We start from the raw sequence: 14,462 nt of genomic DNA on the forward strand, positions 1-14,462 counted from the left end.
TTTGAGCAAACGGCAAGAGCCTGCTCGGGCCATTTACGAAAGCGTGACCCGAAGCGGGACGGGCTTGACGAGGCCTGGGACGGGGCGTAAACGCATGCCTACCACGTGGCGATTTGTTACCGGATTGCGGGCCACGCTAAACAACACCGCTAAAAGGTCAGGATGAAAGACCCCTTTCGCTTGGCCGCGTCTGGGGTTTTTTGTTTACCTCCCAAGCGGGGCTGAAAGGAATGAGATGAGCGAGAGCTGGAACAAACGCACCCAAGCCGTCCATGGCGGCATCCGTCGCAGTCAGTACAATGAGGTTTCCGAGGCGATCTTTCTGACTCAAGGGTTTGTCTACGAAAACGCTGAGCAGGCCGAGGCCCGGTTTATCGAAAGCGGCCCGGATGAGTTCATCTATGCCCGCTACGGCAACCCCACCGTTTCGATGTTCGAGCAACGTATAGCGGCTTTGGAAGGTGGCGAGGATGCTTTTGCCACCGCCTCGGGCATGGCGGCCGTCAATGGTGCGCTGACTTCGATGTTGAAAGCTGGCGACCATGTGGTTTCAGCCAAAGCTCTGTTTGGGTCCTGCCTGTATATCCTTGAAAACATCCTGACACGGTTCGGTGTTGAGGTGACGTTTGTGGACGGTACCGATCTGGCCGCATGGGAGGCCGCGCTCCGACCTGACACCAAGGCGGTATTCTTCGAATCCATGTCGAACCCGACGCTTGAGGTGATCGATATCGCCGGTGTGTCGAAACTAGCCCACGCCGTTGGTGCCGTTGTAATCGTAGACAACGTATTTTCGACGCCGGTGTTCTCGCGCGCGATTGAGCAGGGCGCGGATGTGGTTGTCTATTCGGCAACCAAGCATATTGACGGGCAGGGCCGCGCGCTGGGCGGTGTGATCATCGGCACCAAAGATTTCATCCGTGGCACGGTCGAACCCTACATGAAACACACCGGCGGTGCACTGAGCCCGTTTAACGCCTGGATCATGGTCAAAGGTCTTGAAACCATGGCCCTGCGCGTGAATGCGCAGGCAGACAGCGCCCAGAAGATTGCTGAGGCGCTTGAAGGGCACCCCGCACTAGAGAGGACACTGTTCCCTGGCCTTAAGACGCACCCGCAGAACGCATTGGTGCAGGATCAGTTGGGCGGCAAAGGCGGCACGGTTCTGTCGCTGGATATCAAAGGCGGCAAAGCCGCAGCGTTTGCGTTCCTGAATGCGCTCACGATCCCGGTGATCTCGAACAATTTGGGTGACGCCAAGTCGATCGCGACGCACCCGGCCACCACCACGCATCAGCGCCTGAGCGAAGAACAACGCGATGAGTTGGGAATTACGCCGGGCCTGATCCGCCTGTCGGTCGGGCTTGAGGATGCCGGGGATCTGCTGGCGGATATCCAGCGCGCGCTGGAGGTATCTCAGGGCTAGCGCCGCGCCAGGAATTCATGGTCAGGCGGGTGTGAACCGCCTGATCCGGCGCTTTTGGTTGTAATGTGACGATTTCTCGCCTCGAATTTCGATCCGGGCTGCTATCCCGCGCGTATCGTTCAGGACTGGTAATTAAACCTCGGTGGTATATAACCGTCGGCCTAGCAAGGGATCCGTGCCTATGAACATTCATCCGCGCGACATTAACGAGACACCCGATCACGATCAGGCCGCCGCAGCGCTAAAGGTACTGCGGGAATGGGCGAAATCGGCCTCGACGGCCGAAATCAGCCAGCTTGATCCGGCGGTGGCGCAGCTTGTTCCGGGGCTGTCTCAGGCGGAATATCCTGCTTTGTCGCGCGACTATCCCGAAAGCTTTGAGGCAGATGTAGCCTACAGGGCCACCTTGCCCGATTTGCAGAACGGGCCGTCCAGCCTGATCCGGGGGTCGAAGCAGCAGATCCAGCATGTCGGCATCTCGAATTTTCGCCTGCCGATCCGGTTCCACCGCAAAAGCGGTGCCGAGCTGACACTAGAGACCTCGGTCACCGGATCTGTCAGCCTTGAGGCCGAAAAGAAGGGCATCAACATGTCCCGGATCATGCGGTCTTTCTACAAGCACGCCGAGCGCACCTTTAGTTTTGAGGTGATGGAGGCAGCGCTGAACGACTATCTGTCCGATCTGGACAGTTTGGATGCGCGGATTCAGATGCGGTTTTCCTATCCCGACCGGATCGAGAGCCTGCGTTCGGGATTGTCCGGTTACCAGTATTACGACATCGCGCTGGAACTGGTTGATCGGGGCGGAGAGCGTCTAAAGATCATGCATCTCGACTATGTCTATTCGTCCACATGCCCCTGTTCACTGGAACTTAGCGAACACGCACGCGCCACACGTGGGCAGTTGGCAACGCCGCACTCGCAGCGTTCAGTCGCGCGCATTTCGGTCGTGGTAGATTGCAACGCGGATTGCCTGTGGTTCGAAGATCTGATCGCGCTCTGTCGCCGTGCGGTGCCGACCGAAACGCAGGTGATGGTCAAGCGCGAGGATGAACAGGCATTTGCTGAGCTGAATGCGGCCAATCCCATTTTCGTTGAAGATGCCGCGCGTCTGTTCTGCGCCGAGTTGCAGGCCGATCATCATGTCGGCGATTTCCGCGTGATTGCCAGCCATCAGGAAAGCCTGCACAGCCATGATGCGGTCTCGATTTTGACCGAAGGTCCAACGTTCGAAACGGCTAGTCTGGACCCGCGTTTGTTCACGACGCTGTTTCATGTGGGCTGACTGACCCCACGGAAGCTGCTGGAAAAACGATCATAAATCCCGCATGGGCGCTTTTTTGCCGCAATGCAGCAAATAATGCTGCATCTGCACCTCAATTTGCGATAGGTTGCCCCTGAGTGCAGCTGCTGCGCCTCCGCAAAATCCGGATGGTGCAGCCCGAAAGGAAGCCGGGACGTGCAACGCCTTGGACCGCCAACCTGCAAATCCGCCCGGACGATTGGGGCGGGTGGGGTCTTTTACTCATTTTCCCGCTGCCTCGGTTTTATCAGGAGAGACATGCAATGAATCCGATTACTCAACCGCTTGAGTTTCAGGCAGCGGCCATCCGGATGGCCGGTTACGCAATGGCCAGTCAGATTGAGATCATGCAGATCATGACCCGCGCGGCTTTTGATCTGCCGATGACACCTCTGCACGGACTGAAGACATCAGAGGCACCCGCACCGGTTGCCCGCAAAGCGGCGACACCAGCAACGCGAAAGCCAGCAAGACTTGCTGCAAAAGCCAAGGTTGCAGCAAAGCCTAAAGCCGCGCCGAAACCCACAGCGGCACCAAAGCCAAAGGCGGCGGCTAAGCCTGCGGTGGTACCAGTGCAGAAAGCGGCGGCTCCTAAGGTTGCGGCCCCTGCACCCAAGGCAACTCCGGCGGCCAAACCGGCTGTGAAAGCAGCACCGGCCAAGTCCAAGGTGCCTGCGAAACCCGCCTCGAAAGCGGCCAAGCCAGTATCAACGGCGGCCAAGCCGGTCGCGGAGTTCAAATCCTCCGCACAGGCCAAGGCAAAACCGGCAGTTGCAGCGCCGAAAGCATCGGCAAACACGGCAAAAGCTGCGCCCAAGGCACCTGCGGCAGCTAAGCCTGCCCCCGCAAAGCCCGCGCCGGCCAAAGCTGCGCCTCAGGTCACAGTGGCCCCGAAACCTGCCGCAGCAAAGCCTGCGCCGCAGAAACCGGCAGCTGCGTCGGCTGAGCAGGCCAAACCAGCGCAGCGTCGTGCACGCGCCCCGTCGAAGCGACCCGCGATGCCGGGCTCTGAGGCAAAATCCGACAGTTAACGCCGATCATCTGCTTGACACCGTCGGGTTGGCGCGCCAACGCTGCCCGTCATGATGGATCTTCGCCCGGTCGGATATGTGATTGGCCTGCTGGTCGCCATTCTAGGGGCGACCATGCTGCTGCCCATGCTTGTCGACATGATCGAGGGGCGGGGCGAGTGGCATGTTTTCTTTGAAAGCGCGATCATCACGCTGCTGACCGGCAGCGTTCTTGCGATGAGTTGTTCGAACGGGGTGGGCGAAGGTCTGACCATCCGTCAGACCTTTTTGCTGACTTCGGGCGTCTGGGTGGCGTTGCCGGTTTTTGGCGCCATACCCTTTGTGTTCGGCGAGACCGAGCTCCGCTTTGTTGATGCTTATTTCGAGGCGATGTCGGGGCTGACCACTACCGGGTCGACTGTGATCTCGGGGCTGGATGATCTGCCACGTGGCCTGTTGTTGTGGCGGGGGGTCCTGCAATGGCTGGGTGGCATTGGCATCATCGTTGTCGCAATGGTGTTCCTGCCCGAACTGCGCGTAGGCGGAATGCAGATCTTCCGCTCGGAAGGATTTGAAACCATGGGGAAGATCCTTCCTCGTGCGCAAGAAATTGCAGGTCAGATTTCCCTGATCTATGTCGTTCTCACAGTCGTCTGCATCCTCGTATATGCCGGTCTTGGGATGAACTTCTTTGACGCTCTGGTCCATGCGCTGACCACGATTTCCACCGGCGGGTTCTCTAACTATGATGCATCATTCGGGACTTTTTCGGGACCTGCCGAATACGCCGCCGCCGTTTTTATGATCCTCGCGGCCTTGCCATTCGTACGCTATGTCCAATTTGCCAATGGCAATACGAGTTCGCTTTGGCAAGACAGTCAGATCAGGGCATTTCTGGCAACGATTGCGGTTCTTGTGGTTCTCATGTCGATATTCCTGACATCGGTCTTTCCACACCATTGGGAACAAGCGTTCCGCGAGTCGCTGTTCAATATCACTTCGATCATCTCGGGTACCGGCTATGCCAGCGTTGATTATATGGGCTGGGGCAGCTTCCCGATCATGCTGTTCTTCCTGATCGGCCTAATTGGCGGTTGTGCGGGCTCTACCGCATGTTCGATCAAGGTGTTCCGCTATCAGCTGCTGTTTGCCTCGATCAAAACGCAGATCAGCCGCATCCGGTCTCCGCATGGTGTGTTCGTGCCGCGATATGACGGGCGACCCATCGGGCGCGATGTTCTGACCTCGGTCATGAGCTATTTTATGTTCTTCGCACTTTCGATGGGGGTGCTGTCATGGGCTCTGGCATTGACTGGACTGGACTTTATAACCTCGGTTTCGGGTGCCGCAACTGCACTGGCCAATGTGGGTCCTGGGCTGGGTGATCAGATCGGCCCTGCAGGAAACTTTGCCGGGCTCAACGACAGCGCGAAATGGATGCTTATTGTAGGTATGTTGGTTGGGCGGCTAGAGCTGCTTGCCGTTTACGCAATATTTACTGTTCAATTCTGGAGAGACTAATGAAGCGACCGCTTGGTGCGCAGATATCGCACATGTTGAAAGATCGCGGCGTTGATGTGATTTTTGGAATTCCCGGCGTTCATAATCAAGAAATGTACCGTGGTATCGAAGAAGCTGGCATAACGCATGTACTGGCGCGCCATGAACAAGGCGCTGGGTTCATGGCTGATGGATACGCGCGCGCCTCTGGCAAGCCTGGTGTGGCTTATGTGATCACCGGTCCTGGCCTGTGCAACATCATGACGCCAATGGGCCAGGCCTATTCGGATTCAGTTCCAATGCTGGTGTTGTCCTCTTGCCTTGACGATGTTCAGTCACGGCGTGGACAGTTGCACCAGATGAAAGATCAACGCGGCGCAGCGGACACCGTGGCAGACTGGTCCTGCCAGGCAGACGATGCGCAGTCCGCATATCGGTTGGTTGAACGAGCGTTCGAAGACTTTGAGTTGTCGCGACCACGGCCCAAGCATATCCAGATCCCGATTGCTCAGCTGGAAGCTGAAGCTGAGCCGGCACCATTCCCGAACCAACCAGCCTTGCGTACCAAGGCGTTGCCGCCCGATGTCGCTCCTGTTTTGTCTTTGCTCAATATTGCGCAGCGGCCATTGTTCATTCTAGGCGGTGGTAGTCGCTCCAACCTGTGGCGGCAGATCCTGACGGAGCTAGGTGCTGCCTGTTTCACCACATTTGCCGGACGAGGGCTTGTTGGGGCCAACTATCCGCTGGATTTCGGATCGATGTTGCCTCGTCCGGGCAGCGCAGAAGTCATCGCTTCGGCCGATCTTGTTGTTGTTGTCGGGGCAGAGCTGGGAGAGGTTGATTTGTGGCGTGATCGATTGGGCCATTCCGCCCAGCTGGTACGCGTTGATCTCGACCCCGAAGTGTTGTCCGACCACCATAGGGCGACAGCCAAGATTCAGGCTGATGGCGAAAGCTTCGCATATGCGTTGTGGCAATCCGTCGAAAAGGTTCAACCGGCAGGCGGATGGTCTCAGGATGAAGTAAGTGAGGCACGCGCGCGCTGGCTTGCGGAAATCAACGCCGAACTACCGGGCATCGTTCAGGTGTCCGACGCGCTGCGCGAGGCGATGCCGGTCGAGACGATGATCTATTCGGATATGACGCAGTTCGCTTATGTCTCGAAAGAGATCTGGGACATGCATTATCCTTATCACTGGCATCACCCAACTGGGTTCGGCACACTGGGATATGCTCTGCCCGCAGGCATCGGTGGTGCCATGGCGCGACGTGGAAAACCCACAGCGGTGATCGCGGGCGACTATGGTTTCCACTACACGATGCAAGAGCTTGGCGTCGCAGTGGAGTTGGGCCTGCCTCTGCCCATTATTCTGTGGGACAATGGCAAGCTGAAAGCGATCGAAGATAGCATGGTGCGCAGTCAGATCGCGCCCAACGCGGTGATCGCGCGCAATCCGGATTTCTGCAAACTGGCCGAGGCCTTCGGGGCCCGATCGGCAGAACCGAGTAATCTGGATGAGATGCAGGCGGCAGTTCGCAAGGCGTTTACTGCTGACGGTCCAACTCTGATCAGAATTACGCCGGAAATTCTGTGAGGCATGAAAAAAGGCGCTGCACCTCGGTCCAGCGCCTTTTAAGTGATGTCAGATATTCAGTCCCAGCAATGAACTAATACAGTCATTCCACTGGCCCGGCGGCTTAGCTCGTTTGGTGAGATCTGGGTCGAGTTTTGTGCGGTTTGGCCGGAAACACCCGCCTTGTTCAGGACTTCGGTCAGACGATCGACGTTTGCTGCAAAGCTAACCGAGTCGGGCAGGGTGCGTCCCTCAGATGGGGGGGGTAACAGCATGCCGACCACGTTGCCGCTGTCATCAAAGACCGGCCCGCCCGCATCCCCGGGCTGCGAGGTCAGCGCCAAACGTTTGACACCATCTTCGCCGTTCAAGCCGCGAATATCGGCGATCTCGCCAAAGGTCAGGGTGGGGGCGCCCAAAGCGCCTTCGTAAGAAAAGCCCGAAACCGCAACCTGAGACTGAATGCGGGGTTGGTCTGATTGGAATTCGGCGACGCTGATTGGGGCCAATGTCTGGCTGGGGCGCAGAACGGAAACGCCAAGATCAGCGTCTTGCCATGCGACCTGAACTTCCTGACCACCGTCCAGAGTGATGCGGCTACAGCTGTCGGAAGCCTCCGAAACAGTCAGGACTGTCCCGTTGCTATCGGCGTAGAATCCGGATCGCGACAGTCGCGGTTTGCGGACTTGAAGACCCGAAACCAGATCAATGCGTTGTTCGGCCTCCGCCCCGGCACTGGCATCGAGCACCGCATCCGTGGGGGTGAAGCTAGCGCGCATTGCGGCCAGAACGCGGGCGCGTCGCGCTTCATCGCCTTCAGGCCAAACCAGAGTGAATCCCTTGATCTTCCCGTCCTTCAAGGCCGCCTGAGTGTACGAGGTTATTCCCTGGCTGCGCCCCTCTATCGTAAAACTGTTACCGCGTAAGGCGCGTTCGCCATCAAGCGGAACAATCTCAAGCGATTGCATCACTTGATACAGCGCCCGAAGGGTGGCGGGTGAACCTTCCTGGCTGATCAACAGCGCTTGGGCGTTCAAATCCGAGGCGGGTTTAAAATGCGCAAAGGGGGCTTCATAGCGGTCAAATGCTAACACGCCCAGAGGCATGTCCAACTCGATCCCGGCTTGAACGTCGGAATATCGCGCCATGCCGGCGCTGATCAGCGGTGCGTTGTAGTCGTCCATCAGCGTCTTGCGCTGCAATGTTGTCAGAACGCCAGTTGCCTCAAACCCGTTGAAGCTTTGCCAATCGCTCATCGAGCGACGAGTACCCTGACCAAACGCACCGTCGATGGTCGAGTTGTAGAACCCGGCCGCCTGCAGCGCAGTCTGCAGGTCCTTGCGTTCCTGAGCCGTCAGCAGGCGTTCACCCTGCAGGGCTTCCGAACGCGTTTCGTCTGCGCCCTGCAAGCTCAAACCAATCGCTGGCTGTTCTGGTTGCTGTTCCGGCTGTACGGGTGCGTTGATCACACCCCGTTCAAGAATGTTGGCTCCAACAGGCCAGAACTGCTGAGCCAGCGCATCGGAAAAAGCGATGAAACTGTCTGACGGTATCTGGCGTTCAGCCCGGTAGACCCGCAATACTTGCTCGGCGTCATCGCGAATATATGGCCCGATTACAATGGCATACCAGCCCGAGTTCAGGCGAAACCCGTTCACATCTGGCAGGGCGTTTGCGTAAGCCTGAGCACGCTCCTGCGCTTCGCGAAGCGAGGGCTGTGCCTCAATCTGGATCCAAACGCCGGCGTCTTGTTGGGCGAAAGCGGCGCGAAGACCGAAGAAGAGAAAGAATGTAATTACCGTAAATACGCGTGTCATTGTCTGCCCGTTTTATGCAGTGTTTTCACTTTGCCGCAGAGTACGCGGAATCGCGACCCGATGGCCATGCCCGGAATACGGGGAATTCTGGGTGTGGCTGCTCAGCGACAGCCAGTGCCGTTTGGCCCGTTGACGCCCCTTGGTGGCTTGCATAGGAAGGGCCAAACCCACTGAAACAGGGCGCAAATGGCGTCCAAGGGAAATGTCATGACCGAACCCACGAGCGCTCCTCGTTCATTTCAGGAGATTATCCTGCGGCTTCAGACCTATTGGGCGTCGAAAGGCTGTGCGATCCTGCAGCCCTATGACATGGAGGTTGGCGCGGGTACGTTCCATCCGGCAACCACCCTGCGTGCTTTGGGGTCCCAGGCTTGGGCCGCGGCCTACGTTCAGCCCTCACGCCGCCCGACGGACGGGCGCTATGGCGAGAACCCGAACCGGTTGCAGCATTACTATCAGTATCAGGTGCTGATCAAACCCAGCCCGCCGGATCTGCAAGAGCTGTATCTGGGCAGCCTTGAGGCGATCGGCATCGACATGGACCTGCATGATATCAGGTTCGTCGAGGATGACTGGGAAAGCCCTACTCTAGGTGCGTGGGGACTGGGTTGGGAAGTTTGGTGTGATGGCATGGAAGTCAGCCAGTTCACCTATTTCCAGCAGGTCGGGGGCCACGACTGCACGCCGGTTTCGGGCGAGTTGACCTATGGGCTGGAGCGTCTGGCGATGTATGTACTGGGCATCGATCATGTGATGGATATGCCGTTCAACGATCCGCAATCACCTAGTCCGCTATCTTATGGCGACATCTTCAAGCAAACCGAAGAGGAATACGCCCGCTGGAACTTTGATGTGGCCAATACCGAGGTCCTGCTGCGCCACTTCGAAGAGGCCGAGGCCGAATGCGCGTCCATTCTGGCGCAGGAACATGATGACCCGAAGACGGGCAAGCGCATCATCATGGCGCATCCTGCATACGATCAGTGCATCAAGGCCAGCCACATCTTCAATCTGCTTGACGCGCGAGGCGTGATCTCGGTGACCGAACGGCAGGCCTATATCGGTCGCGTTCGCGCTTTGGCCAAGCAATGCGCCGATGCGTTCGTGCAGACCGAGGCCGCCGGGTTCAAGGTTTGATGCAGCACCTAGGCCAGACCGGGCAGCAACGCCTTCAGGCCGTCTGCGATCATGCTGATTGCGATAGCCGCAAGGATCATTCCCATGAAGCGGCTCATGATCACGCGCGCATTGTCCGACAACCGTTTGGCCAGCGCCGAGGCATTCCAGAACGTCCCCAGCAGCAAAGCAACGACAAACAGAAATACGCCTGCATAGACAATGGCTTCAACCGGTGTCTTGATGTGATGCGCGTAGAGGATCAAGGTCGTGATCGTCCCGGGCCCGACCAGTATCGGAAAGGCCAAGGGATAGAAGGCAACCGTCTCGGGAGCCGGGTAGGATTTCTTTTCTCCGTCGGTCCCATGGTGCGAGCTGCTTTCGTTTCCGTTCAGCATGTTCAGCCCGATCATCAGGACGACAAGGCCACCGGCGACACGCAGGTCATCGACACTGATGCCAAACAGCCCAAGAGCTTGACTACCAATTGCGGCGAAGGCTCCACCAAGGATCAAGCAATAGAGCGCGGTTTTCACAGCCACTTTGCGTTGGTCCGAAACGGGCAGGTCTTGCGTAACACTCAGGAACACGGGCAGGTTGGTGATCGGATTCATGATCGCGAACAACGCGCCGAAAAATCCGACGGCAAGGGTGGTTTCCATGCGTGTAGCCTCGATTCTGCCCGTACTAGTTTGAAACCTGTCCTATTTTCTGTGAACTTGAAAGAGGCGGCGTAAACGATGACTGGAAAACTGCTTGCGCTGATCCTTGTGATTTCTGCCGTTCTGGCAGGGGCCGGGATGTATTATCTGCAGGTCTATGGGTTCTATTATGAGGTCGAGCCACGCCCGGGCCAGGATGTGGTAGTGCTGGCGCGAGGGGCCGAGGCGCCCGAACCCATCGCTTATACTGCGTTCAAGGCCATTGACGCCGACAGCTCTCCGATCCGGTATAGGGCCTGTTTCGAAACTGAGATGATGCTGGATCAGATGGTGGATTTCATCCCTGTCGAGAACCCCGAGCCATTGACTGCGCCGGGATGGTTTGACTGCTACGACGCGGTCGCGCTTGCCGATGCGTTGAAAACAGGGCAGGCGCAGGCCTTCATGGGTGCCAAGAACATCCATTATGGTGTCGATCAGATCGTCGCCATTACACAGGATGGTAAAGGCTACATCTGGCACGCACTGAACAATTGCGGTGAAAAGGCCTATGACGGCACGGTTGTGGGCGAGGAATGCCCACCCAGACCCGAGGGTTGACACAGATGGGTACGGTTGTTGAAATTCCGGAGTTCCTGACCGCAACGCTGGGCTTTGCGGTTTACCTGTTGGGGGCCGAGATTAACGCCCGCGTTGCGCCCTTGCGCAGCTTCAACATCCCCGAGCCTGTGACCGGGGGCCTTTTGGCCTCGCTGGTGGTGTTGGCTCTGTATCTTGGATTTGGCATTGAGCTGTCATTTGGCTTGACCGCGCGAGATTTCCTATTGGTTCTGTTCTTTGCCGGGATTGGTCTGAACGCCCGTCTGTCCGATTTGATCGCGGGCGGCAAGCCATTGCTATTGCTTCTGATTTTGACGCTTCTAACCATCGTCGCGCAGAATGTGATCGGCGCTGCGGGGGCCGTGATGTTCGGATATCCGGCGCAAGCCGGGGTGCTATTCGGTTCTGCTGCGTTGCTCGGGGGGCACGGGACCGCGATCGCCTGGGCTCCCGAAGTTGCAGACGCCACCGGTCTGAGTGGCGCAACCGAATTGGGAGTGGCCGTGGCCACATTGGGCCTGGTGCTGGCCGCCTTGGTCGGTGGGCCGATTGCGCGGCTGCTGATCGAGGGGCGCGAGCTCAGCCCCGAACGGCCGGGGGAAGAGCATACGGTGGGCCTGCCCAATGAGGTCGACCCGAAGTCCGAGATTGATCATCTGACAATCATGCGCGTGCTTCTGCACCTAAACCTTGCGATCATCTCGGGTTACATCCTGAGTGAGGCGATCACCGCCGCCGGGCTAAAGTTGCCCTTGTTCGTGCCCTGCCTGATCATGGGCATTGTCATTGCAAACCTGCGCTCCGCGCTTGCTCCGAATGCACCGCCGGTGTCGCGTACGCCCTCGCTGGCGCTGATCTCGGAATTTGCGCTGGGGGCGTTTCTGGCGATGTCACTGATGAGCCTGCAACTGTGGACCATCGCTGAGCTGGGCCTTGCGATCGCGGTGATCATGACCGCTCAGACGCTGTTTGCAGTCGTGTTCGTGATCTGGGCACTGTTCCCTCTGATGGGATCAAATTACCGCGCCGCCGTTCTGGCCGCTGGGTTCGGAGGCTTCGCATTGGGTGCGACCCCGACCGCTATCGCGAATATGACCGCCGTAACCAAGCGATATGGCCCTTCACCTATTGCCTTTATCGTGCTGCCCCTTGTATCCGCATTCTTTGTGGATATCGCCAATGCCATCGTCATCCAGACGATTGTCAATTTCTAAGGACTGACTATGCCCGACCTGCTGATCGAACTGTTCTCCGAAGAGATCCCCGCGCGGATGCAAGCCCGCGCCGGTGAGGATCTGAAAAAGCGGATCACGGACGGTTTGGTCGAGGCTGGTTTGACCTATGCCTCTGCCGCTGCACTGACGACGCCGCGTCGCCTGACGCTGGCTATCGAGGGCCTGCTTGCGGAAAGCCCTACGATCCGCGAAGAGCGCAAAGGCCCCAAGGTCGGCGCGCCTGACAAAGCCATTGAAGGTTTTCTGCGCGGCGCTGGTCTGACCCGAGATCAGTTGGAAGAGCGCGACACGCCCAAAGGCGCAGTCTATTTCGCCACCATCGAAAAGGCGGGCCGCCCGGCCGCTGAAATCATCGCCGAGGTTTTGGAAGCTACCATTCGAAACTTTCCCTGGCCCAAATCGATGCGCTGGGGGGCTGGATCGATGCGGTGGGTACGGCCTTTGCACTCGATCCTGTGTATCCTGACAGATGAGGCAGGCGCGCAGGCCGTGCCGCTTGAGGTCGAGGGGATCACATCCGGTGATACGACTGAGGGCCACCGTTTCATGGCTCCGAACCGGTTTTCTGTCACATCTTTCGAGGATTACGCCGCCAAGCTGAAACGCACCTTTGTGGTGTTGTCGCCCGAGGAACGTGCCGAGCATATCTGGAACGACGCTCAGAACATGGCCTTTGCCGCAGGTCTGGAAGTGGTTGATGACAAGGGTCTGCTCGCCGAGGTGGCCGGTCTGGTCGAATGGCCCGTTGTACTGATGGGGCAGATTGATGAGGAGTTTCTTGAGCTGCCGCCCGAGGTGCTGCAGACCTCGATGAAAGAGCATCAGAAGTTCTTTTCCGTGAAAAACCCCAAGACGGGCCGGATCGAACGCTTCATTACCGTCGCCAACCGTGAAACCGCCGACAATGGTGCGACCATTCTGGCAGGGAACCAGAAAGTGCTTTCAGCCCGTCTGGCCGATGCGAAATTCTTTTGGGAGAACGATCTGCGCGTTGCCAAGTCGGACATCGCCCAATGGACCCGCGCGCTGGAGAATGTGACCTTCCAAAACAAGCTGGGTACACAGGCCGAGCGGATCGACCGCATCGCCGCACTGGCCCGCGAACTCGCCCCGGTGATCGGGGCGGATGCCGATCAGGCTGAGAAAGCCGCGCGTTTGGCCAAGGCTGATCTGAACTCCGAAATGGTCTATGAATTCCCTGAACTTCAGGGGCTTATGGGGCGGTATTACATCGAAGCGGCTGGCGAGGACGCTGCTGTCGCGGCCGTGGCGCAAGAGCATTACTCGCCGCTGGGGCCGTCGGATGACGTGCCAACCGCTCCGCTTTCGGTGACCGTGGCGCTGGCCGACAAGTTGGACACGCTGACCGGATTCTGGGCGATTGATGAGAAGCCGACTGGCTCGAAAGATCCGTTTGCGTTGCGTCGTTCGGCGTTAGGGGTAATTCGACTAATTGTGAATAACAATCTACGCCTTCGGTTGGACCGTTTCTTCGATAGCCAACTTGTTCGAGCAGAAAGCGCTATCAATGACGCCTTGCCCGAAACGAATGTCCGCGATCTCTTGGAAGAAATCGCAGAACATGGTGTCTTTGGTGCTTCATTCCAGACAGTCAAAGAAAAGCTTGAAGGACTGCCCGCAACAGCATTTCTTGAGCTTGAGAAAAAGGTTCCTGACGCGTCTGACGATCTCCTTTCTTTCTTCCACGACCGCCTCAAAGTCTTCCTCCGGGACGAAGGCATCCGCCATGATGTCATCGACGCCTGTATCGCGATGGAGGGGAATGACGACCTCAACCTGTTGGTCAAACGTGCGCGTGCTCTGAACGCGGTGATCGCGACCGAGGACGGAGAGAACCTCGTGCAGGGGTTCAAGCGGGCCAACAACATCCTGTCTCAGGCGGAAGAGAAGGATGGGGTGGAATACTCTTACGGCGCGGATGTGAAATTTGCCGAGACCGACAGCGAAAAGGCGCTGTTTGCGGCGCTTGACGCGGCAGAGGTCAAGATCGATCCTGCGCTGAAGGCCGAGGATTTCCCAACGGCGATGGCGGCAATGGCCGAACTGCGCGGGCCGGTGGATGCGTTCTTTGAGGACGTGCAGGTCAATACCGATAATGACATTCTGCGCCGCAACCGTCTGAACCTGCTGAGCCAGATCCGCAAGGTCTGCTCCAGCGTGGCTGATCTGACTCGGATCGAGGGATAACGCCCTTGCGC

General features: G+C 58.0%; 11 protein-coding genes and 1 riboswitch. Of the genes, 9 read left to right on the forward strand and 2 right to left on the reverse strand.

The window, feature by feature from the left end; translation table 11 throughout:
* Nucleotides 1–95 precede the first annotated feature (95 nt).
* Nucleotides 96–173: riboswitch (SAM riboswitch) on the forward strand.
* Between the two features lie 62 nt (nt 174–235).
* The 5 genes from metZ to ACR0JR_RS00530 all read left to right on the forward strand — a co-directional run bounded on the left by metZ (nt 236) and on the right by ACR0JR_RS00530 (nt 6,834).
* Nucleotides 236–1,426: an O-succinylhomoserine sulfhydrylase gene (gene metZ, locus ACR0JR_RS00510; protein ID WP_480454624.1), complete on the forward strand. Its 1,191-nt coding sequence runs from the start codon at nt 236–238 to the stop codon at nt 1,424–1,426.
* 181 nt (nt 1,427–1,607) lie between these two features.
* The gene (folE2, locus tag ACR0JR_RS00515) at nt 1,608–2,711 is read left to right on the forward strand and encodes a GTP cyclohydrolase FolE2 (protein WP_480454626.1); all 1,104 of its coding nucleotides are present in this window, start codon (nt 1,608–1,610) and stop codon (nt 2,709–2,711) included.
* Between the two features lie 281 nt (nt 2,712–2,992).
* Nucleotides 2,993–3,760 carry a hypothetical protein gene (locus tag ACR0JR_RS00520; RefSeq protein WP_480454627.1) on the forward strand — a complete coding sequence of 256 codons (768 nt, stop codon included), beginning with the start codon at nt 2,993–2,995 and terminating at the stop codon, nt 3,758–3,760.
* Between the two features lie 51 nt (nt 3,761–3,811).
* On the forward strand, nt 3,812–5,260 hold the full coding sequence (locus ACR0JR_RS00525) for a TrkH family potassium uptake protein (RefSeq protein ID WP_319546907.1): 1,449 nt from the start codon (nt 3,812–3,814) through the stop codon (nt 5,258–5,260).
* On the forward strand, nt 5,260–6,834 hold the full coding sequence (locus ACR0JR_RS00530; RefSeq protein ID WP_480454628.1) for a thiamine pyrophosphate-binding protein: 1,575 nt from the start codon (nt 5,260–5,262) through the stop codon (nt 6,832–6,834). Before ACR0JR_RS00525 ends, ACR0JR_RS00530 begins: the two co-directional genes overlap by 1 nt.
* A gap of 56 nt (nt 6,835–6,890) precedes the next feature.
* Here ACR0JR_RS00530 and ACR0JR_RS00535 read toward each other — a convergent pair whose 3' ends face one another.
* Complete coding sequence (locus ACR0JR_RS00535; protein WP_480454629.1) at nt 6,891–8,630, reverse strand: serine protease; 1,740 nt, start codon at nt 8,628–8,630, stop codon at nt 6,891–6,893.
* Nucleotides 8,631–8,837: 207 nt separating this feature from the next.
* Between ACR0JR_RS00535 and ACR0JR_RS00540 the strand changes: the two genes are divergently transcribed.
* Complete coding sequence (locus ACR0JR_RS00540; RefSeq protein WP_480454630.1) at nt 8,838–9,767, forward strand: glycine--tRNA ligase subunit alpha; 930 nt, start codon at nt 8,838–8,840, stop codon at nt 9,765–9,767.
* Between the two features lie 8 nt (nt 9,768–9,775).
* Here ACR0JR_RS00540 and ACR0JR_RS00545 read toward each other — a convergent pair whose 3' ends face one another.
* Nucleotides 9,776–10,408, reverse strand: a complete 633-nt coding sequence (locus ACR0JR_RS00545) for a MarC family protein (RefSeq protein WP_170583726.1) — start codon at nt 10,406–10,408, stop codon at nt 9,776–9,778.
* 78 nt (nt 10,409–10,486) lie between these two features.
* Here ACR0JR_RS00545 and ACR0JR_RS00550 point away from each other — a divergent pair, with 78 nt between their 5' ends.
* From ACR0JR_RS00550 to glyS, 3 genes are read left to right on the forward strand one after another with little or no spacing between them, the layout of a single operon-like run.
* On the forward strand, nt 10,487–11,008 hold the full coding sequence (locus ACR0JR_RS00550) for a DUF6446 family protein (protein WP_480454631.1): 522 nt from the start codon (nt 10,487–10,489) through the stop codon (nt 11,006–11,008).
* Entirely contained in the window at nt 10,984–12,222 is a 1,239-nt protein-coding gene (gltS, locus tag ACR0JR_RS00555) for a sodium/glutamate symporter (protein ID WP_480454632.1), read from the forward strand. The genes ACR0JR_RS00550 and gltS overlap by 25 nt, the downstream gene beginning before the upstream one ends.
* A gap of 9 nt (nt 12,223–12,231) precedes the next feature.
* Nucleotides 12,232–14,451 (forward strand): glycine--tRNA ligase subunit beta, encoded by a 2,220-nt coding sequence (gene glyS, locus ACR0JR_RS00560; RefSeq protein ID WP_480454633.1) that lies wholly within the window; start codon nt 12,232–12,234, stop codon nt 14,449–14,451.
* The last annotated feature ends 11 nt before the right edge of the window (nt 14,452–14,462 follow it).

It is taken from the genome of Ruegeria sp. AA3 (assembly GCF_056542905.1).

Bases quoted from the DNA above. Each gene is read 5' to 3' on its own strand.
- metZ (WP_480454624.1), top strand. From the start codon at position 236: ATGAGCGAGAGCTGGAACAAACGCACCCAAGCCGTCCATGGCGGCATC.
- folE2 (WP_480454626.1), top strand. From the start codon at position 1,608: ATGAACATTCATCCGCGCGACATTAACGAGACACCCGATCACGATCAG.
- ACR0JR_RS00520 (WP_480454627.1), top strand. From the start codon at position 2,993: ATGAATCCGATTACTCAACCGCTTGAGTTTCAGGCAGCGGCCATCCGG.
- ACR0JR_RS00525 (WP_319546907.1), top strand. From the start codon at position 3,812: ATGATGGATCTTCGCCCGGTCGGATATGTGATTGGCCTGCTGGTCGCC.
- ACR0JR_RS00530 (WP_480454628.1), top strand. From the start codon at position 5,260: ATGAAGCGACCGCTTGGTGCGCAGATATCGCACATGTTGAAAGATCGC.
- ACR0JR_RS00535 (WP_480454629.1), bottom strand. From the start codon at position 8,630: ATGACACGCGTATTTACGGTAATTACATTCTTTCTCTTCTTCGGTCTT.
- ACR0JR_RS00540 (WP_480454630.1), top strand. From the start codon at position 8,838: ATGACCGAACCCACGAGCGCTCCTCGTTCATTTCAGGAGATTATCCTG.
- ACR0JR_RS00545 (WP_170583726.1), bottom strand. From the start codon at position 10,408: ATGGAAACCACCCTTGCCGTCGGATTTTTCGGCGCGTTGTTCGCGATC.
- ACR0JR_RS00550 (WP_480454631.1), top strand. From the start codon at position 10,487: ATGACTGGAAAACTGCTTGCGCTGATCCTTGTGATTTCTGCCGTTCTG.
- gltS (WP_480454632.1), top strand. From the start codon at position 10,984: ATGCCCACCCAGACCCGAGGGTTGACACAGATGGGTACGGTTGTTGAA.
- glyS (WP_480454633.1), top strand. From the start codon at position 12,232: ATGCCCGACCTGCTGATCGAACTGTTCTCCGAAGAGATCCCCGCGCGG.